General features: G+C 74.3%; 22 protein-coding genes. 14 read left to right on the forward strand and 8 right to left on the reverse strand.

The genetic code is table 11. From position 1 onward, the window contains the following. Positions 1 to 316 precede the first annotated feature (316 nt). A complete protein-coding gene (locus ND486_RS07165; RefSeq protein WP_251783323.1) occupies positions 317 to 1,396 on the reverse strand; it encodes an inositol-3-phosphate synthase in 1,080 nt (359 codons plus the stop codon). A gap of 1 nt (position 1,397) precedes the next feature. After that, on the reverse strand, positions 1,398 to 2,042 hold the full coding sequence (locus tag ND486_RS07170) for a PadR family transcriptional regulator (RefSeq protein WP_251783324.1): 645 nt from the start codon (positions 2,040 to 2,042) through the stop codon (positions 1,398 to 1,400). Positions 2,043 to 2,236: 194 nt separating this feature from the next. Between ND486_RS07170 and ND486_RS07175 the strand changes: the two genes are divergently transcribed. The 4 genes from ND486_RS07175 to ND486_RS07190 all read left to right on the forward strand — a co-directional run bounded on the left by ND486_RS07175 (position 2,237) and on the right by ND486_RS07190 (position 8,322). After that, positions 2,237 to 2,629 (forward strand): DUF5318 family protein, encoded by a 393-nt coding sequence (locus ND486_RS07175; RefSeq protein WP_251783325.1) that lies wholly within the window; start codon positions 2,237 to 2,239, stop codon positions 2,627 to 2,629. A 288-nt stretch (positions 2,630 to 2,917) separates the two neighbouring features. After that, a complete protein-coding gene (locus tag ND486_RS07180) occupies positions 2,918 to 5,347 on the forward strand; it encodes a transglycosylase domain-containing protein (protein WP_251783326.1) in 2,430 nt (809 codons plus the stop codon). 131 nt (positions 5,348 to 5,478) lie between these two features. Further along, positions 5,479 to 7,089 (forward strand): glycosyltransferase 87 family protein, encoded by a 1,611-nt coding sequence (locus ND486_RS07185; RefSeq protein WP_308215820.1) that lies wholly within the window; start codon positions 5,479 to 5,481, stop codon positions 7,087 to 7,089. 555 nt (positions 7,090 to 7,644) lie between these two features. Continuing rightward, entirely contained in the window at positions 7,645 to 8,322 is a 678-nt protein-coding gene (locus ND486_RS07190; protein WP_251783327.1) for a CoA pyrophosphatase, read from the forward strand. An 18-nt stretch (positions 8,323 to 8,340) separates the two neighbouring features. Here the strand turns inward: ND486_RS07190 and ND486_RS07195 are convergent, their stop codons facing one another. Then, on the reverse strand, positions 8,341 to 9,711 hold the full coding sequence (locus tag ND486_RS07195) for an FAD-binding oxidoreductase (protein ID WP_251783328.1): 1,371 nt from the start codon (positions 9,709 to 9,711) through the stop codon (positions 8,341 to 8,343). 191 nt (positions 9,712 to 9,902) lie between these two features. On the opposite strand from ND486_RS07195, the gene ND486_RS07200 reads away from it, so the two are divergent. Beyond that, positions 9,903 to 11,024 carry a helix-turn-helix transcriptional regulator gene (locus ND486_RS07200; protein ID WP_251783329.1) on the forward strand — a complete coding sequence of 374 codons (1,122 nt, stop codon included), beginning with the start codon at positions 9,903 to 9,905 and terminating at the stop codon, positions 11,022 to 11,024. A gap of 7 nt (positions 11,025 to 11,031) precedes the next feature. Here the strand turns inward: ND486_RS07200 and ND486_RS07205 are convergent, their stop codons facing one another. Beyond that, entirely contained in the window at positions 11,032 to 11,799 is a 768-nt protein-coding gene (locus ND486_RS07205) for a deoxyribonuclease IV (protein WP_062398963.1), read from the reverse strand. Positions 11,800 to 12,132: 333 nt separating this feature from the next. Between ND486_RS07205 and rpsF the strand changes: the two genes are divergently transcribed. The 5 genes from rpsF to dnaB all read left to right on the forward strand — a co-directional run bounded on the left by rpsF (position 12,133) and on the right by dnaB (position 15,804). After that, the gene (rpsF, locus tag ND486_RS07210; protein ID WP_062398960.1) at positions 12,133 to 12,447 is read left to right on the forward strand and encodes a 30S ribosomal protein S6; all 315 of its coding nucleotides are present in this window, start codon (positions 12,133 to 12,135) and stop codon (positions 12,445 to 12,447) included. A gap of 11 nt (positions 12,448 to 12,458) precedes the next feature. Then, positions 12,459 to 13,004 (forward strand): single-stranded DNA-binding protein, encoded by a 546-nt coding sequence (locus tag ND486_RS07215; protein WP_251783330.1) that lies wholly within the window; start codon positions 12,459 to 12,461, stop codon positions 13,002 to 13,004. 54 nt (positions 13,005 to 13,058) lie between these two features. Then, positions 13,059 to 13,295 carry a 30S ribosomal protein S18 gene (rpsR, locus tag ND486_RS07220; RefSeq protein WP_020623471.1) on the forward strand — a complete coding sequence of 79 codons (237 nt, stop codon included), beginning with the start codon at positions 13,059 to 13,061 and terminating at the stop codon, positions 13,293 to 13,295. A 14-nt stretch (positions 13,296 to 13,309) separates the two neighbouring features. Next, complete coding sequence (gene rplI / locus ND486_RS07225) at positions 13,310 to 13,756, forward strand: 50S ribosomal protein L9 (RefSeq protein ID WP_208822723.1); 447 nt, start codon at positions 13,310 to 13,312, stop codon at positions 13,754 to 13,756. 638 nt (positions 13,757 to 14,394) lie between these two features. Further along, positions 14,395 to 15,804: a replicative DNA helicase gene (dnaB, locus tag ND486_RS07230; RefSeq protein ID WP_062403954.1), complete on the forward strand. Its 1,410-nt coding sequence runs from the start codon at positions 14,395 to 14,397 to the stop codon at positions 15,802 to 15,804. A gap of 101 nt (positions 15,805 to 15,905) precedes the next feature. Here dnaB and ND486_RS07235 read toward each other — a convergent pair whose 3' ends face one another. Together ND486_RS07235 and ND486_RS07240 are read right to left on the reverse strand one after the other, a co-directional pair. Next, the gene (locus ND486_RS07235; protein ID WP_251783331.1) at positions 15,906 to 16,244 is read right to left on the reverse strand and encodes a DUF3040 domain-containing protein; all 339 of its coding nucleotides are present in this window, start codon (positions 16,242 to 16,244) and stop codon (positions 15,906 to 15,908) included. Between the two features lie 170 nt (positions 16,245 to 16,414). After that, positions 16,415 to 16,933 (reverse strand): dTDP-4-dehydrorhamnose 3,5-epimerase family protein, encoded by a 519-nt coding sequence (locus tag ND486_RS07240; RefSeq protein ID WP_224401060.1) that lies wholly within the window; start codon positions 16,931 to 16,933, stop codon positions 16,415 to 16,417. 195 nt (positions 16,934 to 17,128) lie between these two features. Here ND486_RS07240 and ND486_RS07245 point away from each other — a divergent pair, with 195 nt between their 5' ends. Then, positions 17,129 to 18,289, forward strand: a complete 1,161-nt coding sequence (locus ND486_RS07245; protein WP_251783332.1) for a class I SAM-dependent methyltransferase — start codon at positions 17,129 to 17,131, stop codon at positions 18,287 to 18,289. A 64-nt stretch (positions 18,290 to 18,353) separates the two neighbouring features. Further along, the gene (locus ND486_RS07250; RefSeq protein WP_251783333.1) at positions 18,354 to 18,716 is read left to right on the forward strand and encodes a BlaI/MecI/CopY family transcriptional regulator; all 363 of its coding nucleotides are present in this window, start codon (positions 18,354 to 18,356) and stop codon (positions 18,714 to 18,716) included. Between the two features lie 49 nt (positions 18,717 to 18,765). Here the strand turns inward: ND486_RS07250 and ND486_RS07255 are convergent, their stop codons facing one another. Together ND486_RS07255 and ND486_RS07260 are read right to left on the reverse strand one after the other, a co-directional pair. Beyond that, entirely contained in the window at positions 18,766 to 20,385 is a 1,620-nt protein-coding gene (locus ND486_RS07255) for an SDR family oxidoreductase (protein WP_251783334.1), read from the reverse strand. A gap of 44 nt (positions 20,386 to 20,429) precedes the next feature. Then, positions 20,430 to 21,719, reverse strand: a complete 1,290-nt coding sequence (locus ND486_RS07260; RefSeq protein WP_251783335.1) for an AI-2E family transporter — start codon at positions 21,717 to 21,719, stop codon at positions 20,430 to 20,432. A 541-nt stretch (positions 21,720 to 22,260) separates the two neighbouring features. Here ND486_RS07260 and ND486_RS07265 point away from each other — a divergent pair. Further along, positions 22,261 to 22,737: a hypothetical protein gene (locus ND486_RS07265; RefSeq protein WP_251783336.1), complete on the forward strand. Its 477-nt coding sequence runs from the start codon at positions 22,261 to 22,263 to the stop codon at positions 22,735 to 22,737. Between the two features lie 669 nt (positions 22,738 to 23,406). Beyond that, a complete protein-coding gene (locus ND486_RS07270) occupies positions 23,407 to 24,642 on the forward strand; it encodes a D-arabinono-1,4-lactone oxidase (RefSeq protein ID WP_251783337.1) in 1,236 nt (411 codons plus the stop codon). Positions 24,643 to 24,651: the final 9 nt, after the last annotated feature.

A 24,651-nucleotide genomic window follows, 5' to 3' on the forward strand; every position in this document is an offset into this window, starting at 1 on the left:
ACCCGTGGGCGCCGGTACGAAGGGGGAGTTCCGGTGGGGACCGGACGGCACTCACGACCCGCCCGCGTCGTCGCCCGGCGGTGACCCTGCACCCCTCACCCCGGATGGGCGGTGGTCGCGCAAGGCCGGACCGCACATTACGAACAGATATCGCTCAAATAAATGACGCAGGGCACATTCATTGCATGACTGCGCTCACGACGAATAACGAGAACATTCCGGATCGGTAATGTCGTCTTCCGGAACGTCTCGGGTACGGCAACGGCCCGGGGATGACCTGCACGGTCGTCCCCGGGCCGTTGTACCGAGAAACGGATCAGTTGTCGATCTCGCCCCGGATGAACGCCTCGACCTTGTCGCGGGCCTCGGAGTCGCGGTACTGCTCCGGCGGCGACTTCATGAAGTAGCTCGACGCCGACAGGATCGGTCCGCCGATGCCGCGGTCCTTCGCGATCTTGGCCGCCCGCACCGCGTCGATGATGATGCCCGCGGAGTTCGGGGAGTCCCAGACCTCGAGCTTGTACTCCAGGTTCAGCGGGACGTCACCGAACGCGCGGCCCTCGAGCCGGACGTAGGCCCACTTGCGGTCGTCCAGCCAGGACACGTAGTCCGACGGGCCGATGTGCACGTTGCCCTTGCCCATGTCCCGGTCCACCTGCGAGGTGACGGCCTGGGTCTTGGAGACCTTCTTGGACTCCAGTCGCTCGAGCTCCTTCATGTTCAGGAAGTCCATGTTCCCGCCCACGTTGAGCTGCATCGTGCGGTCCAGCTGCACGCCGCGGTCCTCGAACAGCTTCGCCAGCACCCGGTGGGTGATGGTCGCGCCGACCTGCGACTTGATGTCGTCGCCGACGATCGGGACGCCGGCGGCGCGGAACTTCTCCGCCCACTCCGGGTCCGAGGCGATGAACACCGGCAGCGCGTTGACGAACGCGACGCCCGCATCCAGTGCGGCCTGCGCGTAGAACCGGTCGGCGTCCTCGCTGCCCACCGGCAGGTAGGACACCAGCACGTCGGCCCCGGTGTCGCGCAGCACCTGCACGACGTCGACGGGCTCGCCGTCGGCCTCGGTGATGGTCTCCCGGTAGAAGCGGCCGAGACCGTCGAGGGTCGGCCCGCGCTGCACGGTCACCCCGAGCGGCGGCACGTCCGCGATCTTGACCGTGTTGTTCTCGCTGGCCGAGATCGCGTCGGCGAGATCCTGACCGACCTTCTTCGCGTCGACGTCGAACGCGGCCACGAAGGTCACGTCCCGGACGTGGTACCCGCCGAAGTCGACGTGCATCAGGCCGGGGACCTGGGTCGACGGATCGGCGTCCGCGTAGTAGTGAACCCCCTGGACCAGCGACGCCGCGCAGTTGCCCACGCCGACGACCGCCACCCGAACCTGGCTCATGTCAGGCTCCTCCTGTTGTCTCGTCCTGTCGTACCCCGCCGGTCGCGGGCCGGGATGGCCCGCCGCCGGGGAAGGTCCTCTCGTCGCGTCCGTCCGCGGCGCCCTGCTCGGCCCGTTCGGTCGCGATCAGCTCGTTCAGCCAGCACACCTCGCGCTCGGAGCACTCCAGCCCGAGCCGGTGCAGCTCGCGGGTGTAGCGGTCGACCCCCTCGCAGGGCCTGCCGAGCGCGGTGCGCAGACCGTCCCGGCGTTCCTCGACGGCCCGTCTGCGGCCCTCCAGGATCCGGATCCTGGTCTCCGCCGGTGTCCGCGCGAAGAACGCGAGGTGCACGTCGAAGCTTCCGTCCTCCCACGCCTGGGGGCCGACCTCGGCGAGCATGGCCGCGAACCGGTCCCGGCCCGCCGGGGTGATGCGGTAGACCCGCCTGCCCCGTCGCAGCCGTCCCGGAGCTCGTCCGTACTGATCACCCGCCTCGTCGGTGGTCTCGGCGATCGACCCGGCCCGCAGCAGCCGGCGCAGGGCCGGGTACAACGAGCCGTAGGAGAACGCGCGGAAGCCACCGAGCCTGCGGCCGAGCTGCTTGCGCAGCTCGTACCCGTGCAGCGGACCGTCCTGGAGCAGGCCGAGGACCGCGAAGTCCAGCATCGCGACCTCCTCCGTGCGGACCGCCGACCCGTCATCCTATCGGTCCGATACATCGATCCGTCCCATCCATGATCGTGATCACAGGCGGTCGCGGACCGGACGAGTACCCCGACCAGGCACGGAACGGTCGTGCCCGCAGGGCCCCGTGCGGGACGGCGATGGGTCCGCGGGTCCGTCCCGCGTACCCTGGTCGGGTGCTCAGCCCGCGACAGGTGGTGGACTACGCCCTGCAGCGCCGTGCTCTGCTGGCCGACGTCCGGGCCGGCCGGGTCGGCCGTGAGGAGGTGTGCGATGCAGGTGCCTACCTGCTCCGCGCCGCGCGCTTCCACGGCACGTCCGCCGGTCGGGCCTGTCCGGTCTGCCGGCACGACGAGCTCGCCCAGGTCTCGTGGGTGTTCGGCGAGAGCCTGCGCCACGTCTCCGGTTCGGCCCGCTCCGCGGCGGACCTCGAGCAGCTCGCGGCGCAGGTCGCCGACTTCTCCGTGCACGTCGTCGAGGTGTGCACCGAGTGCCGCTGGAACCACCTGGTCCGCTCGTTCGTCCTCGGCACCGGCCGCCCCCGCGGTCGGCGGAGTGCGGGTGGCTGAGTCCGATGGCGCCCTGCCCGACGAGCACGACCACCCGGACCGCGCGCACCGCGCCGGTCCGCTGCCGGATCCCCTCCGCCCCGGGCACCCCCGGCCCGGGCCGCAGCGGATCCGGTCCACCGCATCCCACGGAGCCGCCCGGTGAACGACGAGCGTGACCCCCGGCGCACCCCGCCGCCGCCCCCGCCCCCCGGTCCTCCGCGGTCCCGTCCCCCGATGCCCCCGCCGGCACCCCGACCGGGCGTGGGCCCCCGTCCCCCGATGCCCCCGCCCCCCGGTCGTCCACCGGTGGGCGGCCGACCCGCACCCGCGGGTCCGCCGCCGCGCCCGGTCCCCCAGTCCCCGCCGCCGCTGCTGACCCACGACGACTCCGGGATCGGCCACTTCGACCCCGTCGTCCGGCCCGCCCAGGCCGGTCCGCGCACGGCCGCCCCGCAGCGCACCGGCCGTCCGTCGGCCCGCGGTGCCGCGGCGGCCGCGGCGGCACCGGCCACGGCCGCCCCTCGTGGCGGCGGTGGCGGCCGCCCGCCCGGCCCGCCCGGCCGTCCCGACGGTCGCGGTCCCGGGGACGGCGGTGACGGGCGGAAGAAGCCCGGCCGTCGTCGCCGGCTCCGGCGCTGGGTGATCGGGCTCGCCGCGTTCGCGGTGATCGGCCCGCTCGTGGCGTTCGCGATCGGCTGGCTGGTGTTCCCGGTCCCCAAGGCCGACGACATCGCCGTCACCCAGGTGGCGACCTTCACCTACACCGACGGCGCCCCGCTGGCGACCGTCCGGCCGGACAACGTCAACCGGACCAGCGTCGACCTGTCCCAGGTGCCGGTGCCGGTCCAGCAGGCCGTGCTGTCCGCCGAGGACCGCACGTTCTTCTCCAACCCCGGCTTCGACATCACCGGCATCGCGCGGGCGGTGATCAACCAGCTCTCCGGCGGGATCGGCGGCGGCTCGACGATCACCCAGCAGTACATCAAGGTGACCACCGGCAACGACCAGTACTCGCTGTTCCGCAAGTTCCGCGAGGTCGTGCTGGCCGCGAAGATGTCCAAGGAGATGACCAAGGAGCAGATCCTCGGCAACTACCTGAACGCGATCTACCTGGGTCGCGGCGCCTACGGCATCCAGGCCGCCAGCCAGGCGTACTTCGGGAAGAACGTCCAGGACCTGAACGCCTCCGAGGGCGCGATGATCGCCGGGCTGATCCAGTCGCCGTCGCGCTGGGACCCGGCGAAGAACCTCGAGATGTCCCAGCAGCGGTGGAACTTCGTGCTCGACGGCATGGTCGCCCAGGGCTGGATGACGCAGGCCGACCGGGCGCAGCAGAGGTTCCCGCAGTGGCGCGAGGCCTCCGCGGCCGAGGGTGGTGGCATCCCCGGCGACGACAAGGGCCACATCTACAACGCGGCCCGCGCCGAGCTGGAGAAGCTCGGGATCTCCGAGACCGAGATCAACACCCAGGGTCTGACGGTCACCACGACGATCGACCCGAAGGCCCAGGAGGACGCGGCGACGGCCGTCAAGAAGGTCATGGACGGCCAGCCCGGCAACCTGCGGTCCTCGCTGGTGTCGGTGAACCCGAAGACCGGGGCGGTCATCGCCTACTTCGGCGGGGAGAACGGTGTCGGCCTCGACTACGCCTCGGTGCTCAAGCAGCCCGGCTCGTCGTTCAAGCCGTTCGTGCTCGCGGCGGCGCTGCAGGCGAACCCGCCGGTCGGTCTCGGCACGATCTACGACGGTTCCTCCCCCCAGGAGCTCGCCGGCACCACGGTCACCAACTCCGAGGGCGTCAGCTGCGGCCAGTGCTCGGTGAAGGAGGCCATGACCAAGTCGATCAACACGGTCTTCTACCGGATGGGCCTCGACGTCGGCCCGCAACGGGTCGCCGACGCCGCGCACCAGGCCGGTATCCCCGCAGACCTGCTGCCGAACCCCACCGGCGGCATCTCGCTGGGTGACCGCGAGGTCCACCCCGAGGACATGGCCGCCGCCTACGGCACGTTCGCGGCCGACGGCATGAAGCGCGACCCGTTCCTGATCGCGAAGGTCACCGCCAGCGACGGCCGGGTCATCTACGACCGCGGCAGCACCGACAACGGCCAGCAGGTCATGCCGGCCGAGGTCGCCCGCAACGTCACCGAGTCCATGACCGACGTCGCGAGCTCGTCGCGGATCGGGCTGGACGGGCGTCCGGTCGCCGCGAAGACCGGCACCGTGCAGAGCAGCGTCCAGGGCCAGAACAACGACGCCTGGACCGTCGGCTACACCCCGTCGGTGTCCACCGCGGTGTGGGTCGGCACCGACGACAACACCCCGATCAAGAACTCCGCGGGCCGCCCGGTCTACGGGCGGATGCTGCCCGGCTCGATCTGGCAGTCGTTCATGAACGACGTGCTGCAGGGGACGCCGGTGGAGCAGTTCTCCGACTTCGAGCCGATCGGCCAGGCCCCGGCCCGGGCTGTCTCGAACGACTCCGGGCAGGGCGACGACCAGCAGACGACCACCACCCAGGAGCCCGGCGACAGCCGCGACAGCCGCGACAACGGCGACAACGGCGACCGGGGTGACCGCGGGAACCGCGGCGACCGGGGTGACTCCTCGGGCGACGGCTCCGGTGACGGGTCCGGCGACGGCAGCAGCGGCGACCCCGGCAGCGACGGCAACAGCGACTCTCCGCCCGGCTCCGACGCGGGCCGGGACCGTCCGGGCCGCGGGGGCGACAACTGACCGCAGGCGGCCGGCCCGGAGCCGCACCACCCGCCCCCCGCGACGCGCCGGGGGCGGGCGTCCGGGACCGGGAGATCCCGACCTGGACCGAGCCGCTGGCGCGCGCCGCGAGCCGGGTCGCCGGAGGCCCGATGGGCCGGCACGCACTCGTCGGACGGTCGCGCTGGTGGACCCCGCTGCGGGTGGTGCTGCTGCTCGCCGTCGTCGTGCTGGCGCTGGGCTGGCTGGGCAAGGCGGCCTGTCTCCAGCAGTACCGCACCCCCGACGGTGCGCTCGCGCTGGACTGGCGCAACGACCGTCAGTACGTCGCGATGTGCTACTCCGACACCGTCCCGCTCTACGGGCTGGAAGGTCTCGCCGACGACGCCGTCCCCTACCGCGACGCCTGGTTCGAGACCGCCGCCGACGGCTCCCGCACCGCCCGGTACATGGAGTACCCGGTCGTCACCGGGATGTTCCAGTACCTCAATGCGCAGCTGACCGACGGCTGGCAGTGGCTGGCCGAGCGGCTGCCGCTGCCGACGGCGCTCGACGTCGTCGTCTACTTCGACGTCACCGCGATCTGGCTGGCCATGGCCTGGCTGGTGGTGGTGTGGGCGGTGCTGATGCTCCGCCCGGAACGTCCGTGGGACGCCGCGTTGGTCGCGCTGTCCCCGCTGGTGGCGGTGCACGCGTTCACCAACTTCGACACGCTCACCGTCGCGCTCGCGACCGGGGCACTGCTCGCGCTGCGCCGGGACCGGCCGGTCTGGGCCGGGGTGCTGCTCGGGATCGGCGGCGCGGCCAAGCTCTACCCGCTGCTGCTCCTGCTACCGGTGCTGCTCGTCGGCTGGCGACGCCGCGCCGACGGCGGCCTCCCGCGTGCCGCGTGGACGATCGGTGCCGCGGTCCTCGCCTGGGTGGCGGTGAACCTCCCGGTCGCGCTGGCCTGGCCGCGCGGCTGGGTCGAGTTCTTCCTGCTCAACCGCACGCGCCCGGCCGACCCGGACTCGATCTGGTACTCGCTGTACTGGTTCACCGGCTGGTCCGGCTTCGACGGCCCGCTCGGCGACGGGCAGTCCCCCACCGTGCTCAACACCGTCACCGCGGTGCTCATGGTGCTGGCGTTCGCCGCGATCGCCTGGCTCGCGCTGCGCGCGCCGCGCCCGCCCGCGGTCGCCGAGCTGGCCTTCCTGACGGTCTCGGCGTTCCTGCTGGTCAACAAGGTGTGGAGCCCGCAGTACTCGCTGTGGCTGGTCCCGCTCGCGGTGCTCGCCCTGCCCCGCTGGCGGCTGCTGCTGGCGTGGATGGTCGTCGACGCGCTGGTCTGGGTGCCGCGGATGTTCCAGTACCTCGGCGTCGCGAACAAGGGGCTGCCGCCGGAGCCGTTCCTGGTGACCGTGCTGGTCCGCGACGCCGTGGTGGTCGCGCTGTGCGTGCTCGTCGTCCGGCAGGTCCTGCGGCCCGGCACCGACCCCGGCCGGGACCCGGAGCCCGTGTGGCCGGTCGGCCCGCGGGTCTCCCGGTCCGGCGTGCCCGTCGTGACGGCCTCCGCGTCGGCCGTGCCCGCACGGGGCGGGCGACGGCGGAGGGACGGCGATGGCCCCGGCCCCACCGGTTCCGCCGGGACGTCCCGGTCCGGTGGCGCATCCCGGTCCGGTGGCGCGTCCGGTTCCGCGGGCTCCGGTCGCGCCGATCGCGCGGCCGCACCCGAACCGTGGCCGTCCCGGGCGGCCCGCCCCCGGCGCGACCCCGCGGACTGAACTGCGGCCGCCCCTCACGTCGTCGCACGTGTCCTGCCGTTCGCTGCACTCCCGGGCGGCTGCCGTCCCCCACCGGCCGCCGCACCCCGGGCGGTTGCGGCACCCCTTGCGGTCGGGACACCCCCGCGGTCGCCGTCCCCCGGCGGTCGTCGCACCCCTGGTGACGTCGTTGCACCCCCCGTGCCGTCGTCGCACCCCCTGCGGCGGGTGCGACGACCCCGTCCGGGGTGCGACGGCAGGCGTCGTGGACATCCCGTGCGGCGCGCACCGGTGCGACGACGCCGTCGCGCCCGCCGCCCGTCGCGCCCGCCGCCCGCGGTGCCCGCCGCCCGCGGTGCCCGCCGCCCGCGGTGCCCGCCGCCCGCGGTGCCCGCCGACAGTCGCGCCCGGGCGCCGACGACCGCAGGGCCGGACGCCGACAGCCTGGTGCCGGTCACCGGTCGCCCTGCGCCACGAGCCCTGCGCCGCACAGGGTGTGGTGGCGCCGCACAGGATGTGACGTGTGCGGCGGCGACGGAGCCTGTGCGGCGCCCGGGCGGGTGCGACGATCAGGGCATGGCCGACGACGTGGTGGTCCCGGAACCGGTGCAGCGCCAGCTGCGGGAGCGTGTCGAGGCGGCGCTGACGACGCTCCCCCCGGCCGAGCGCCGCACCGCGTCGGAGGCGGACCGGGAGGGGAAGCGGGCCGCCGCCGTCACCCTGACGCTGCTGCCGGTCCCCGGTGCCACCGGCGACGGCCGTCTCGCCGACGAGGTCGCGTTCGTCCTGACCCGGCGCGCCCGGTCGCTGCGGGCGCACTCCGGGCAGTGGGCCCTTCCGGGCGGGCGGCTCGACCCGGGTGAGACCGCCGAGCAGGCGGGGCGCCGCGAGGTGTCCGAGGAGATCGGGCTCGAGCTCGGCCCGGACCGCGTGCTCGGTCTGCTCGACGACTACCCGACCCGTTCCGGCTACGTCATCACCCCGGTCGTGCTGTGGGCCGGCGGCGCGGGCGAGCCGACGCCCAACCCGGACGAGGTCGCCGAGCTGCACCGCCCGCCGCTGGCCGAGATCGACCACGAGCCCCGGTTCCTCACGATCCCCGAGTCCGACGCCCCGGTGATCCAGGTGCCGCTGTTCGACCGCTACGTCCACGCCCCCACCGGTGCGGTGCTCCACCAGTTCCGCGAGGTCGTCCTGCACGGGCGCGCGACCCGCGTCGCGCACCTGGAGCAGCCGGTCTTCGCCTGGCGCTGACGAATCCCGGACCGGGTCTCAGACGCGGACGGGACCGCCGAACACGCCCTCCGGGTCGACGCGGCGCTTCAGCGCGGCCAGCCGGAGCCGGGTGTCGTCGTCCCAGTACCCGGCGACGGTGTCCGGCGCCGCCTGACCGGCCAGGTTGACCAGACCGCCGCGGGTCCACGGGGCGACGGCGTCGAGCAGCGCGGCGGCCCGGGCCGGGACCTGCACGGCGGCCTCCGGACCCGCGGGCACGCCGAGGCAGTACAGGGAGACGGCGCCGTGCCGCCCGGCGACCGCGTTCGGCACCGCCGCCGGCCGGGAGAGCACCCCGCCGAGCAGCCGCAGCTCCACCAGGACCAGCGGCGACGAGCTGTCCGGTCCCGCCTCGGCGAGGACCGCGTCGACCGCGTCCGCGGGCAGCGAGTCCAGGACGGCTCCGCGGTCCCAGACCGGCATCGGGTCGGTCGGGTCGGAGTGGACGGCGTCGACGGCCGCCCACGGCAGCTCCCCGACGCCGTCGAGCAGCGGGGCGGCGACCGCCCGCATCGGCGCGAGCAGCGCCTCGCCCTCGTCGGCCGGGCCGAGGTGGGCGAACCGCAGGTGCACGACGAACCGGCCCCGCAGCTCCGCCGGCAGCGCCGGGTCCGGCGGGAGCGCGAGCAGCGCGACCGAGGTCGACGTGTCCTCCCCCAGCCCCGGCGCCCACTCCCGCCAGGCGTGCAGCAGCCGGGGTGCGTCGCCGCCGTCGAAGAAGATCCCGCCGCCGTGGAACCGCGGCTGCTCGACCAGCTCGAACTCCATCCACGTGACGACGCCGAAGCTCTCCCGGCCGCCGCGCACCGCCCAGAACAGGTCGGGGTCCGATCCGGCGTCGACGGTCCGGGCGACGCCGTCGGCGGTCACGACGCCGAACCGGGTCACGTGGTCGGCGGCGAACCCGTGCCGACGGCCGAGCGGCCCGAGGCCCCCGCCGGTGGTGTAGCCGACGACCCCGACGCCCGAGCTCGACCCGCAGAGCGGGGCGAGGCCGTGCGGGGCGGCGGCGTCGAGCACCGCGCGCCAGCGCACGCCGGCGCCCACCCGGGCCCGCCGGGCGACCGGGTCGACGGCGAGCTCGGTCATGCGGCGGGTGGAGACCAGCACGACGTCGTCGAGGTCGCCGGTCAGCCCGTGCCCGGTGGCCTGCACGGCCACCCGCATCCCCTGCGCGGCGGCCCACCGGACGGCGGCCGCGACGTCGTGCTCCCCGGTGGCGCCGACCACGACCGCCGGTGTCGGGACGTGCGCGAGGTTGAACCCGCCGACCTCCTGCTCCCAGCCGGGGTCGGACGGGCCGAGCACCGGCCCGGCGACGGCGGCCGCGAGCTCGGCGAGGGGACGGGCGAGGGAGGACGAGGTCATGACCGGGGCTCCGTTCATCAGGGTCGTTCGGTGCCACCGACCCTCCGCCCCACGGGGCCGCCGGCCCATCCCCCGGGGCTGGGCGACCGACACCCCAGAAATCTGGGACACCCGTTCCGACCAGCACGGATGTCGTCACCTCCCCAATTCTGACGATGGAGGTCGTCGGCGGGGATCCGGACACTCGGGAGGTGCCCGCTGCCGCCCCGGCGCGCGTCCGTGAACGCCTCGCCGCCCTGGCGTCGGCCGGCCTGGACGCGCCCACCTTCGGACTGACCGCACTGGACCTGCTGCGGTCGTCGCTGCCGTTCTCGGCGGCCTGGCTGGCCACCGTCGACCCGGCGACCGAGCTCGTCACCGGCGTGGTCAAGGCCGACCTCACCGACGAGCACGACGACCTCTGGGCCCGCCACGAGTACGAGGTCGTCGACCTCTACAACTCCTTCGACGTGTTCCGCAGGCCCGGCGGGGTGACCACGGCGCTCGCCGAGACCGACGGGGACCTGAGCCGGCTGCGTCGCTTCGACGAGTTCTTCTCCCCCGTCTACGGCTTCGGTGACGAGCTGCGCTTCACCGCGGCCGCCGACGGCGCGCACTGGGGCTTCGTCGCCCTGTTCCGCGACGACGGGCGCGGCTTCAGCCCCGCCGAGCAGGAGTACGCCGCCGACGTCGGACGGCTGTTCGGCCGCGGGATGCGGGCCGGGCTCGTCGCGGGTGCGGTCGCCGACGGCCCCGGCGGCGCGGACGGCCCGGCGGTGCTCGTCGTCGGGCGGGACGGCGCGGTCACCCACGGCGGACCCGGCGTCGCCGAGCGGCTGGCCGACCTCGGCGGGGACACCGACGGGGCGCTCCCGTTCCCGCTGCTCGGGCTGATCCGGGCGGCCCGCCGCTACGCCGCCGGGCACCTGGTGCAGCTGCCGCGGACCCGGCTGCGGACACGCTCCGGGCACTGGGTGGTGGCGCACGCGTCGCCGCTGGCCGGGCCGGACGGGGCCTCGGGGCAGGTCGTCGTGACGATCGAGGAGGCCCGCCCGCCGGAGATCGTCCCGCTGGTCACCGCGGCGTTCGGGCTGACCCCGCGTGAGCGCGACGTCGTCGGCCTGGTGCTGCGCGGCGCGGACACCGCGGAGATCGCCCGCGTCCTGCACCTGTCCGCGTGGACCGTGCAGGACCACCTCAAGTCGGTATTCGCGAAGGTCGGGGTCCGCAGCAGGCGCGAGCTCACCGCCCGGGTCTACTTCGACCAGTACGCCCCGCGGCTGCAGGTCGGGGCGGGGCTCACGCCGTCCGGCTGGTTCGCCGGTACCGCCTGAGGCCGCCTCAGGTGTGCTCGCGCAGGAACGCGATGTCGCGGGCCTGCCCCTCGGCCGGGGTCTCCACCACGACCGGTGCCCCCGCCGCCGCGACGACGGCGGCCAGCTCGTCCGGCGGGATCGTCCCGTCGTCGATGTTGGCGTGCCGGTCGCGGGCGGAGTCGAACGCGTCGCGCGAGTTGTTCAGGTGGATCAGGTCGATCCGCCCGGTGATCCCCCGGACCCGCTCGACGATCCCGGCCAGCTCCTCGCCGCCGGCGAAGGCGTGACAGGTGTCCAGGCAGAACCCGACGCCGAACTCGCCCACCGCGTCCCACAGCCGGCCCAGCGCGTCGAACCGGCGGGCCATGGCGTTGTCCCCGCCCGCGGTGTTCTCGATCAGGACGGGCACGTCGAAGCCGTGCTCCCCGGCCTGGCGCTCGACGAACTTGCGCCAGTTGTCGATCCCGACGGCCGGGTCGTCGTCCTTCGTGACGTGGCCGCCGTGCACGACCAGGCCGAACGCGCCGACCTCGGCGGCCCCGGCCAGGTGCTGCTGCACGATCTTGCGGCTCGGGATGCGGATCCGGTTGTTCGTGGACGCGACGTTCGCGGTGTAGGGCGCGTGCACCACCACCGCGACGTCCGACGCGGCCAGCTCCGCCGCCCGTGGGTGCGGCGGCGGCTTCTTCCAGCCCTGCGGGTCGGACAGGAACAGCTGGATCACCTCGGCGCCGACCTCGGCGGCCGCGGCCAGAGGGTCCTCGGCGTCGCGGACGTGTGCTCCGATCTGCATACGGGCACGGTAGCGAGGACCCCCGACAGCCGTGGGCCGCCGGTCGGGCGGCGGTGACGGCACCGAGCGGCTCGTCGAGGACGGGCCCCGGTGCCGGCGACGAAGGACAGCCGTCCGTCGGCCGGCGTCTCCGCGGGCACGGCCCGGACCCGTCCCGGCGATCCGGGGAACCGCGTACCCGCAGGTCGGGGCCGGAACGGCCGTTGCTAGCCTGTACCGGCATCCCCGCAGCTCCCGCGCATCCGCCGGAAACTGTCGGGGTGCACTGAGAACCTCCTGTCACGGCCGTCCGGGCCGTGACCGTTTCGAGTCCATAGGAGGTGAGTGGTTCTCATGCGTCATTACGAGGTCATGGTCATCCTCGACGGCGGCCTGGACGAGCGCACTGTGCAGCCGTCCCTGGAGCAGTTCCTCACCGTCGTGAAGAACGACGGCGGATCGGTCGAGAAGATCGAGGTCTGGGGCAAGCGCCGCCTGGCCTACGAGATCAAGAAGCAGGGCGAGGCCATCTACGCGGTCCTCGACATCACCGCTGAGCCGGCCACCGTCACCGAGCTGGACCGCCAGCTGGGTCTGAACGAGTCCGTGCTGCGCACCAAGGTCCTGCGCAAGGACGTCACCCGCACGCCGGCGCCCGCCGCCGGCTGATTGGAGCCGTCATGGCCGGCGAGACCGTCATCACCGTCGTGGGCAACCTGACGGCGGATCCCGAGCTGCGGTTCACCCCGTCCGGCGCCGCGGTCGCCAACTTCACCGTGGCGTCCACCCCGCGCACCTTCGACCGCCAGTCCGGCGAGTGGAAGGACGGCGAGGCGCTCTTCCTGCGCTGCAACATCTGGCGCCAGGCGGCGGAGAACGTCGCCGAGTCCCTGACCCGCGGCGCGCGCGTCGTGGTCCAGGGTCGCCTGCGCCAGCGGTCGTTCGAGACCAAGGAAGGCGAGAAGCGCACCGTCGTGGAGATGGAGGTCGACGAGGTCGGCCCGTCCCTGCGCTACGCGACCGCCAAGGTCAACAAGGTCAACCGGGGCGGAGGTTCCGGTGGCTTCGGTGGCGGCGGTGGCTACGACGGCGGCGGTGGCGGTGGCGCCCGACAGGGCGGCGGTTCCGGCGGTGGAGGCAACTCCGGCGGCGGCTATGACGACCCCTGGGGTTCGGCCCCGCCCGCGGGCAGTGGCGCCGCGTCCGACGACGAGCCCCCCTTCTGATCCACGTACCTCTCCGCCCGTGACGGGCGGAGGACGATCTCCAGGAGCACCACCATGGCCAAGGCCATCGTGCGCAAGCCGAAGAAGAAGGTCTGCGCTTTCTGCAAGGACAAGGCCCAGCTGATCGACTACAAGGACACCGGTCTGCTGCGGAAGTTCATCTCCGACCGCGGCAAGATCCGTGCCCGTCGGGTCTCCGGCAACTGCCGGCAGCACCAGCGGGACGTCGCCGTCGCGGTGAAGAACTCCCGTGAGGTCGCCCTGCTGCCGTACACCTCGACCGCTCGCTGAGGAAGGGGAGACACATGAAGCTCATCCTCAACGCCGACGTCCCGAACCTGGGTGCCCCGGGTGACATCGTCGAGGTCAAGGACGGCTACGGCCGCAACTACCTGCTGCCGCGCAAGCTCGCGGTCGTCGCCACCCGTGGCGCCGAGAAGCAGGTCGAGCAGATCCGCCGGGCCCAGAAGTCCCGCGAGATCCGCGACCTGGGCCACGCCCAGCAGGTCGACTCGCAGCTGCGCAACATCAACGTGACCGTCCCGGCCAAGGCCGGCGACACCGGCCGTCTGTTCGGCTCGATCACGCCGGCCCAGGTCGTCGACGCCGTCAAGGCGGCCGGCGGCCCGCTGCTGGACAAGCGCAGCATCGACGTCCCGGGTCACCTCAAGACCCTGGGCAAGCACCAGGTGCAGGTCCGCCTGCACCCGGAGGTCACCACCGAGCTGCCGATCGCGGTCGTCGCGAGCTGAGCGGTCCGGTGGTCGTTCGACCACCGAGCGTGAACAGGGCGGTGTCCGGAGCCATGTGCTCCGGGCACCGCCCTTTCGCGTGTCCGGGCCGGCCGGACGGGCGTCGTGCACACGGTGCGCAGTCCCGGATGGACGATCGACACCGATCGGACGACCCCACACCGGATGTCTTGTCACGCAGCCGACACGCCGTGCGGTGACGATCCACTCGTCGGGCGGGCCTGTGGACGCGCCGGGCGGCGAGCGGTCCGCCGGGCGCTCCGACACGCCCGTACGCGGTGTGCGACGACACGCCAGAGCAAAGTTGTCCACAGCTGTGAGTATGCCTCTGACCTGCGCAGACGGCCCGTTCCGCTCCCCTGTCCCCAGGTTGTCCCCAGCACGGTCCCGGGACGGGCGGCATCCGTGCACAGTTCATCCCCAGTTCGATCACCAGGCCGGTTCGCCACGGGCCCGCGGCCGACCTAGTGTCGGCCGTACCGGTACGCGAGCGCCTTGCTCCCCGGACCGCGCCCGCCGCGGTCCGTCGGGCACCGCGCCGGCCGGCAGATCACCGACGACGGTCGCGGGTGGCAGCACGTACCACTCGCGCGTCGAACGTGCGTTCGGTACTGTGTCCACCGGGGGTGACGCTGCGTATGGCTCTGACGGACGATCGTCCCGGCAACAAGCCCCGTGCGGTCCGTGACGGCGAGAAGGCCTCCGGACCCGGCGAGGGCGCCACGTTCGACCGTCAGCCCCCGCAGGACCTCACGGCCGAGCAGTCGGTGCTCGGCGGCATGCTGCTGAGCAAGGACGCGATCGCCGACGTCGTGGAGGTCCTGCAGCCGGAGGACTTCTACCGGCCCGCCCACCAGACCGTCTACGAGACGATCCTGGACCTCTACAGCCGTGGCGAGCCCGCGGACGCGGTGACGGTCTCGGCGGAGCTGCAGCGGCGCGGTGAGCTCGTCCGCCTCGGCGGCGCGCCCTACCTGCACACCCTCATCGCGACCGTGCCGACCGCGGCGAACGCGGCGTACTACGCCGAGATCGTCGGCGAGAAGGCGGTCCTGCGGCGGCTGGTCGAGGCCGGCACCCGGATCGTGCAGCTCGGCTACCACGGTGCCGACGGCGGCGACGTCGACGACGCGGTGGACCGGGCCCAAGCCGCGGTCTACGAGGTCACCGAGCGCACCACCACCGAGGACTACACGGTGCTGGAGGAGCTCCTGCAGCCCACGATGGACGAGATCGACGCGATCGCCTCCCGGGGCGGCCAGTCCACGGGGGTGCCGACCGGCTTCGCCGACCTCGACCAGGTCACCAACGGTCTGCACCCGGGCCAGATGGTCGTCGTCGCGGCCCGGCCGGGTCTGGGCAAGTCGACCCTGGGTCTGGACTTCGCCCGCTCCTGCTCCATCAAGAACGGCATGACCAGCGCGTTCTTCTCACTGGAGATGAGCAAGTCCGAGATTGTCATGCGTCTGCTGTCCGCGGAGGCCCGGATCCGGCTGGCCGACATGCGCGCCGGCCGGATGTCGGACGAGGACTGGACGCGGATGGCGCGGCGGATGTCGGAGATCTCCGAAGCGCCGCTCTACATCGACGACTCGCCGAACCTGACGCTGATGGAGATCCGGGCCAAGGCGCGCCGGATGAAGCAGCGCTACGACCTGAAGCTGATCATCCTGGACTACCTGCAGCTGATGACCTCGGGCCGCAAGGTCGAGTCCCGTCAGCAGGAGGTCTCGGAGTTCTCCCGGCAGATCAAGCTGCTGGCCAAGGAGCTCGAGGTCCCGGTGGTGGCGATGAGCCAGCTGAACCGTGGTCCCGAGCAGCGCACCGACAAGCGGCCGATGCTGTCCGACCTGCGTGAGTCCGGCTCGATCGAGCAGGACGCGGACATGGTGGTGCTGCTGCACCGCCCCGACGCGTTCGAGCAGGACGACCCGCGCGCCGGTGAGGCCGACCTGATCCTGGCCAAGCACCGTAACGGGCCGACCACGACGATCACCGTCGCCCACCAGCTGCACTACAGCCGGTTCTCCGACCTCGCCCACGGCTGAGGCCGCCGGTCGCGCGCCACGGCCACGCCGTCCGTCTGGGGCGGCACCGGTCGCCGTGCGGCGCCGGTCCGGGGCGGCACCGCGCGGTGCGGGGTGCCGGGTCAGGCGGTTCCGGGGTGCGCCTGCGGTCCGGTGGTGGCCGCGACGGCCAGGGCGAGGCCGGCGATGAGGATCCCCGCGACGACGACCGGCACGCTCACCAGTACGGCGCCGAGCAGCAGCACGACCAGTGCGGCTCCCAGCAGTACCGTCGGGAACGGGCCGGAGCCGTGCACGGTGCGCCGGTCGCGGGCGAACCCGGCGAGCAGCCGTCCGCCGTGGCGGGCCGGTGCGTGCAGTGCGGCGTTCAGTGCGGAGAACCGGCGGACCAGTCGCGGGTCGGTCAGTCGCAGCTGCACCTCGATCTCGTGCAGTCGACGGTTCTCGCGCTCGCTCAGCACCTCGGCAACCCCTCGTGTCCACGTCCCGGCGGACACGGTCGTGCCGCCGTCCGGCGCGGGGCGTCGTCGATCCGGCCTGGTACCGACGTTACGTGACCGATTCGTGATCTGGCCGACCGGGCCGACCGGCTCACATGCGCCCGTCCTCACACCGGGGACGGCGCCCGGGGTCACCAGAGGGAGACGCGGTCCCGGCGGGGGCCCGCGGGGGCCCCGAGGCGGGCGGTCAGCGCGGCCCAGGAGCGTGCCGTGCCCGGTGTCCGGGCCGGCCGGGGGCGGAGCCAGCGGACCGCGAGGTCCGGGTCGTCGGGGTGGACGTCGAAGCGTTCCCGGCGCGGGAGCCGGGTGGCGCTGCGCAGCTCGACGACGGTCCCGCTCGCGACGGACTGGACGCCGTAGAGGCAGCCCGGCGGGACGAGCAGTCGCTGCGGGCCCTCGAGCAGCGCGACGGCGAGCCGGCCGAAGGTGTCGGCGTCCGGCCGGGCGTCGATGACGACGGCGTAACCGCTGCCGCGGGGGACGCCGAGCAGCACCGCGTCGCCGGGATGGCCGAACAGGCCGAGCACGGCGTCGCGGGCCGGGCGGCGCCGTCGTCGCACGGTGAAGGCGGTGAGGTCCGGGCCGGACGTGTCGGCGACGGTCGGGTCGAGCAGCAGCGCGCCGGGCACCACGGTCCGTACGACGTCCACTCGACCTCCTCGGGTCCGGTCACCGCGTGCGACGGGCGCGCGGTGGGCTGCGGTTGGGGTACCGGAGACGACAACGAGCGGCCCCGGTCCTGGTGACGCTGCGCAAGTCCACGTTGCTCCGATCGGGCGCACAGCGGGCTTTCAGCCCCCGTATCTACTATCGGACCTAGTACTGATGCGACGAAGGGGTGGCGCATGACCGACGACCCGACGCCGGGTACCCGGTGCCGTGCCTGTGGCGGTGCCACGGGCACGGTCGTGCTCGATCTGGGCGAGCAGCCGCCGTGGGACCGGATGCCCGCCCGGGACGCCCCGCTGCCCGACCCGGCGGCCCCGCTGCGCATGTGGCTGTGCGCCGGCTGCGGTCTCGCCCAGCTGCAGACCGATGCCGCGGTGGCCGAGGAGCTGCACGGCGTCGAACCGCGGGCGATGGCCGACCAGAGCGACCGCTCGGTCGGCCGGCTCGCCCGCGCCGGGCTGGTCCGCCCGGGCGGCCGGGTCGCGGAGTTCGGCAGCCCGCACGGCGGCTCGTGGCTCCCGCGGCTGACCGGGCGCGGCATGACCGCGCTCGACACGGACGCGGTGTCCGCGACCGGGCGGGCCGACCTCGTCGTCGACTTCTACGGGCTGCTGCACGAGCCCGACCAGGCCGATGCGCTCGCCCGGCGGGTCGCGCTGCTCGCACCCGGCGGCACGCTCGCGCTCCAGCTGCTGTCGCTGGGCACCGTGCTGCGTGACGGCCAGTGGTTCGACCTGCGCCACGGCCACTACGGCTACTGGTCGCTGCCGGCCCTGGACACCGCACTGCGCCGGCACGGCCTGGGCGTGCACCGGGCGTGGTGGTACCCGCTGTCCGGCGGGACCGTGCTGGTCACCGCCCGGGCCGGCGCCGAGCCCGACGCCGAGACCCGCCGCCTCGTCGACGAGGAACGCGCCCTCGCCGTCACCGAGCCGTCCGGGTTCGCCCGGCTGCAGACGGCCGCCGACGACACCCACCTGCTGCGCGACTGGCTGGTCGCCGAGCGGGCGGCGGGACGCACCGTCGCCGCCTACGGCGCGGCGTCCCGCGCGGTGCCCCTGGTGTGCCGCGCCGGGCTGGACGCGTCGCTGCTGGCCGCCGTCGGGGACGCCTCGCCGGCCAAGCAGGGCCGCCGCATGCCGGGCAGCGACGTGCCCGTCGTGTCCCCCGCCGAGCTCGCCGGTCTGCGCCCGGACCGTGTCCTGCTGTTCCTGCCCGAGCTCCTCGACGAGGTCCGCGCCGCGCTGCCCCGGGTGGAGGCCGCGGGTGGGCGCTGGGTGGTGCTCGGCCCGGGACCGCGTGCGGTGGAGCCCGTGCACGCACTGTCCGGCTTCTGATCCGACGGCCCACCGACCGGGGGAGCATGGGGGGTTGCGGTTACCCTCGGGTCCGGGAGGCAACATGCGTGGTCGACTCGGTGAGCTCGAGGCCGCCGTGATGGACGTGCTGTGGGGCGACGCGGGTCCGTGCCGGGTGCGCGACGTCCGCGCCCGCCTGGCCCCGGCCCGTCCGCTGGCGTACACGACCGTCATGACGGTGCTCGACAACCTGCACCGCAAGGGCTGGGTGCAGCGCGAGCTGGACGGCCGCGCCTACCTCTACACGCCGGCCGCGAGCCGCGAGGAGGAGACCGCGCGCGCCCTGCGCGACCTGCTCGACGGCCCCGGCGACACCGAGGCCGTGCTCCTGCACTTCGCGCGCTCGGTGTCCGAGCGCGAGTCCGCCGTGCTGATCGCCGCCCTCTCGGGCCCCGACCGCGGCTGACGCCGCCGCCCGGGCCACCGTGGTCGGGGGAGCGCCGACCCGGAGGCGGTCAGGCCGCCCGGTCGCGGTGCGACCGGGACCGCAGCCATGCCGGACGGCGGCTCGCCGGGGCGGGGACGTCACCGTCGCGCTCGGCGGTGCGGGTGATGTTGCGGACCATCCCGCCGAAGACGATCCCGTGGAACGGCGCGACCGACCACCAGTACAGGTAGCCGGGGAGGCCGTGCGGGATGAACACCGCCCGCTGGTGGTAGGTCGACCCGCCCGGACGCGGGCGCACCGACATCTCCAGCCAGGCCCGGCCGGGCACCTTCATCTCCGCGCGCAGCCGCAGCAGCCCCTCCTCCGGGTCGCGGTCGCTGCCGGCCGGGCGGGCCCCGCCGGGCTCGACCATCCGCTCCACCCGCCACCAGTCCAGCGCGTCGCCGGTGCGCAGGTCGTGCGGGTCGCGACGGCCGCGGGACAGCCCGACGCCGCCGACCGCGCGGTCCATCCAGCCGCGCACCGACCAGGCCAGCGGGAACGAGTACCAGCCACGCTCCCCGCCGATGCCCTCGACGACCGTCCACAGCCGTTCCGGGGTGGCGGCGCAGGCCTGCTCGCGCTCGTCGAGGTAGACGTCGCCGCCGGCCCACTCCGGATCACTGGGCAGCGGGTCGGACGGCACGTTCGCCACGGTCGCGCCCGACCAGCGGGTCTCGACCTCGCCGTCGGTGATGCGGGACAGGGCCAGCTCGACGGCGCGGTCGTAGCCGATCAGCCCGCCCGGCGGGTCGGGGATGCGGTTCTTGATGTCGTCCTCGGAGCAGACGACCTCGTGCACCAGGGACTCGATCAGCGGCTTCGCGATCGACTTCGGGACGGGCGTGACGACGTTGATCCAGTGCGCGGACAGCGACGGCGACAGCACCGGCACCGGCAGCACCCGGCGCCGGGACAGGCCGGCGACGCGGGCGTAGCGCTGCATCATCTCGTAGTAGGTGAGGACCTCGGGGCCGCCGATGTCGAAGGTCCGGTTCAGCTCGGCGGCCGGCGCGTCGATCTCCGCGACCCGGATCAGGTAGCGCAGCACGTCGCGCACCGCGATCGGCTGGATCCGGTTGTGCACCCAGCGCGGGGTGACCATCAGCGGGAGCCGCTGGGTCAGGTAGCGCAGCATCTCGAAGCTGGCCGAGCCGGAACCGAGAATCACCGCGGCCTGCAGCACGACCGTCGGCACCCCGGAGCGCAGCAGGGTCTCCCCCACCTCCACCCGCGACGCCAGGTGGGCCGAGAGCTTCCCCGCTCCGGTGTCCGGGTGCAGACCACCCAGGTAGACGATCCGCTTCACCCCGGCCGCGCGCGCCGCCTCCCCGAGGATCAGCGCGGCCCGCCGGTCGGTGGCGGCGAAGTCGGAGTCCGACAGCGAGTGCACGAGGAAGTAGACGACGTCGACGTCCTCGCAGGCCGCGCGGACGCTGTCCGGGTCCAGCAGGTCGCCCTGCACGATCTCGGCGTCGGCGGCCCACGGCACGTCGGCGAGCTTGTCCGGGTTGCGGACCAGGCAGCGCACGTGGACCGGGCCCGTGGACGGGTCCGGGACGAGGTCGGGCTCGGGACCGTGGCCCAGCAGCCGGGGCGCGAGCCGCCCACCGATGTAGCCGGTCGCACCCGTCACGAGATAACGCACGGCGCGATCGTCCCACCGCAGGCACTGCGCGGCAGGGCGTGCGCTCAGCCCGGCAGGGCGGGCGGCGGATTCGCCTCGCGCGGGCGCAGCGGGTCCACCGCCCGCGGCGCGACCTCGCGCGACGCGACCAGCGACCGCACCGCGGCGGTCAGTACGGCCAGCAGCGGGACGGCGAGCAGCGCGCCGGCGATCCCGGCGAGGACCACTCCGACCGCGACGCCGAGCGCGACCGCCAGCGGGTGCAGCCGGACGGCCCGGCCCATCAGCACCGGCTGGAGCACGTGGCTCTCCAGCTGCTGCACCGCCAGCACGACACCGAGCACGATCAGCGCGGTCACCGGTCCCTCGGTGGCCAGCGCGACCAGCACCGCGACGGCGCCGGTCAGCACCGCCCCGATGATCGGCACGAACGCACCGAGGAACACCAGCGCGGCCAGCGGCAGCACGAACGGCACCCCTGTCGCCCACAGGCCCAGGCCGATCCCGAGGGCGTCGACGATCGCGACCAGCACCGTCGCCCGTACGTAGCCGACGAGCGAGGCGAACGCCCGGCGGGCGGCGACGTCGACCCGCGAGCGCCGGGCCCGCGGGGCGAGCAGCCGGACGAACCCCCAGATGCGGCGGCCGTCGTGGAGCATGAAGATCAACGCGAACAGGCAGAGCGCGAACCCGGCGAGGATCTCCCCGACGGTCGCGGCGGTCGTCACCGCGCCGGAGGTCAGCGTCTGCTGGTTGTCGCGCACCGCCTGCAGCACCTGGTCGCCGAGCACGCCGACGTCGATCCGGAACGGCGTCGCGTCGGCGAGCCCCTGCAGCGAGCCGACGTTGTCGGTGACCTCCGCGACCACCTGGGACGTGCCGTCGACCAGGGTGCTGACGACGGCGGTCAGCAGCCCCCCGAGCGCGGCCAGACCGCCGACCATCACCAGCGCCGTCGCGATGCCGCGGGGCACCCGCCGCTCGTGCAGCCACCGGACCAGCGGGGCGAGCAGCGCGGACAGCAGCACCGCGATCGCCACCGGGACGACCACGACCCGCAGCTCGATCACGAGGAAGACGAGCAGCGCGAACCCGGCGGCGAGGACGAGCATCCGGGCGCAGGCCTCGGAGGCGATCCGCAGCGGGCGCGGGATCTCCGCCCGCGGTGACGGGCGGGGACGCGCCCCGGCGGCCCGCGCCACGGGGTCCGCGACGTGCGGCCCGGTCCGCCCGCCGGAGGTGGCGGCGCGGTGGTGGTGGTCGGCGGTGTCGTCGAGGGCAGGGTCGTCGTCGTGCCGTGGGCGCGGGATGCCGCTCCCGGCAGGAGCGGCGGGCCGCCCGGTCCGCTCCGTCATGAGACGACGGTACGGCGGATCGGCCGGGGTGGCGCGGTGCACGCGACGCTGACGGCCCGGCTCCCGAGCACTGCACCCCGGACGGCCCAGCGCCGGAACGGACGGAGCAGTCCCGACGGGTGTTCGTGACGCTCCGTCGAACTACACCCGTGTAGTCGACACCCCGCGGGCCGGACCGGCACGAAGGGGTGGCGATGTGGTCACGCACCGCCGCATGGTGGTCTCGACGTGCCGGATCGTGATCGCCGGAGCCGATGCGAGGACCTGTCGCGGAGGACTTCCGGCGGGCCGGACTCCGAACCGACGTCACCGACTGCTCCAGGAGGAGTCCGAATGACCACTCTCCGTAGACAACACGGAGAGTCCCGGACCGGTCACGCCACTCGTACGAGGGGACCTCGGAACCAGAACTGTCACCCCCGTTTCCCCTCTCGGGTGTCACCCGTTGACCGGGTGAGTGGGCCGAACGGCGGTACGAGATGTACGCGATACGGACCAGGCCGTGGGTCCCCACATGTCAGGCGAGCAGGAGGTACGGCGGGTGTACGAGTTCGACAGCGCTGCGGGTGGCCTCGAGTCGTCGATCCGGGCGCGACGCGCCGCGCAGGAGAGCTGGCCGTTCCCCGGCCGGCACGAGTCGCACGACGAGATCCAGGAGGAGACCCCGATCTTCCACGCCCTCACCGTCGGGGGCTGGCGGGACGGCCGGCGGAGCGGGAGCGCCGGCAACGCCGTGCGCCGCGTCCACCGCGGCACCGTCCGCACGACCCGCCGCGGTGGCGCGGTCCGGCCGAACGGGGACACGGTCGCCGCGTTCCACGCCGAGGCCGCGCCGGTCCCGGCGCAGCCGCTCGGCCACACGCCGCAGGAGCAGGGTGACGGCGCCTGGAACGCACCGGGCGACGCCGCCATGGTGATGCTGCGCCGCCGTCGCGACGCCGAGCGTGCCGCGGACCGGGCCGCGATCGCCCACCTGCTGGGCGGTGCCGGGCGGCACCGGCTGACCCGCACGGCCTGATCGGCGTCCGGGCGATCGGACGGGCGTCCGGCCCGGTCGCTCCGCCGGCACGGGCAGCGCGGTACGGCCGTTCGGCACCCTTTCGGGACCGGATCGGTACGCGAGGCAACCACGACACCCCCGGAGCGTCCCGGGGAGTAGCCGCACGCCACGGGCGTACGGCCGCACGGCAGGACCGGTGGGGACCGGGAGCGCCGAGGACGCACCAGGACATCCCGCGGACACACCTTGGGACCGCGGGATGAGGTGACGACCGGCTGGGGAGCTGGGTCGTCAGCACGCAAGGCGAGGGCCGGGGCGGTGGTCGGAGGGAGCCGACCACCGCACCCGGCCCTCGCGCGTGCGGAGGCCACCGGCGTGGCGCGCGCGACGCCGGTGACGCCGTCGGAGCCGACCGGAGCCGTGGGGAGCGCGGTTCCGGGCAGTACGACGGGGCCGAGTACGGGACACCCTCGTCCCGGACTCGCGTGGCGACATGATCGCCACGGAGTGTGACCGTATCGGGCGGCCGTCCGGGTCACAAGAGGGCATTCGCCGCAGCTTTCGCCGTCCCGTCCGGCACACCCGTCACCACGTTCACCGCCGTCCCACCGGACGGCCGTACGACGCGCCGCGACGCGTGCTCGAATCGTTCCGCACGGTGACCCCCGGCGTTCTACCCTGCGAGGGATGAGCACCGATCCCGCTGCGACCGGCCCCCGGCGCACCGACCGCCCGCTCGACGAGGCCGGCGTCGTGACGGCCGTGCGACGGGCCGCGGAACGGGGCGCCACCGTCCGCCCCACCGGCGCCGGTGGCCGCGCCCCGGGCCCCCTCGCCCGGACCGAGGACGTGCTGCTCGACGTGTCCGCGCTGACCGGCGTCGTCGAGATCGGCGAGGACACCGTGCGGGTGCGGGCCGGGGAGACCGTCGCGGACCTCTGCGTCGCCCTCGCCGCCGCCGGCCGGGCGCTGGCCACCGTGCCCGACGCGCCGCGCGCCACCATCGGCGGCGCCACCGGGCTGGGCATGTACGGCGGCGCCCCCGCGGAGGGCTCCCTGTCCGACCAGGTCCGTGCCGTCCGGCTGGTCGACGGTCGCGGCACCGTCCGCGACGTCACCGGAACCGACCTCGACGCCGCCCGCTGCGGGCTCGGCGCACTGGGCGTCGCGACCGCGCTGGAGCTCCGCACCGTCCCGCTCACGCGGCTGCAGGTGCACGAGCGCGCCGTCGGCATCGACGAGGTGCTCGGCGAGGACCTGCTCGGCGAGCACGCCTGGACCGAGTGCGACATCGCGATCAGCCCGTCGGTGCACGCCGGGTCCGCGGTGCTGCGCTGGGCCGAGCCGGAGCCCGAGGCGACCGGTCCGGTCGAGCGCGCCGGCTGGGGACAGGCGGTGTCGCGGCTGGCGTCGTCGTGGTGGTCCTCCGGGGTGGGACTGCGGTCCGGCTGGCCGCCGCCGCAGCGCTGGGCGCCCGGCACGGCCGGGCCGCCGCACGAGGTCCTGCCGGACCCGCAGCCGTGGGACCCGGACCTGTCCGAGTGGGCCGTGCCGCGTGCCGCGCTCGGGACGGTCCTGCGCGAGCTGGGGGCGGCCGTCGCCGCGCGGGGGCGGGAGCTGCGTCCCGTGCGGGTGCGCACCGGACGGGCCGAGACCGGTCTGCTGCACCCGGCGTCCGGCCGCGACACCGCCTACCTGCGGCTGCGGACCCGCGGACCGGCGGAGGAGCCGGTCCGCCGGCTCGCGGGCGCGGTCTGCGAGGACGCCGACGGGCGGCCCTGCTGGACCACCCGGCACGCCTGGGGGCCGGACGAGCTCGCCGTCGCCTACCCGGGCTGGGAGGCGTTCCGCGCCGTCCGCGACCGGTTCGACCCCGATCGCCGCTTCACCGACCCGCACCTCGCGGCCGTACTCGGCCGCTGACGGGCGCGG

Source organism: Pseudonocardia sp. DR1-2, assembly GCF_023717215.1.
In the GTDB taxonomy this organism is placed as follows: Bacteria; Actinomycetota; Actinomycetes; order Mycobacteriales; family Pseudonocardiaceae; genus Pseudonocardia; species Pseudonocardia alni.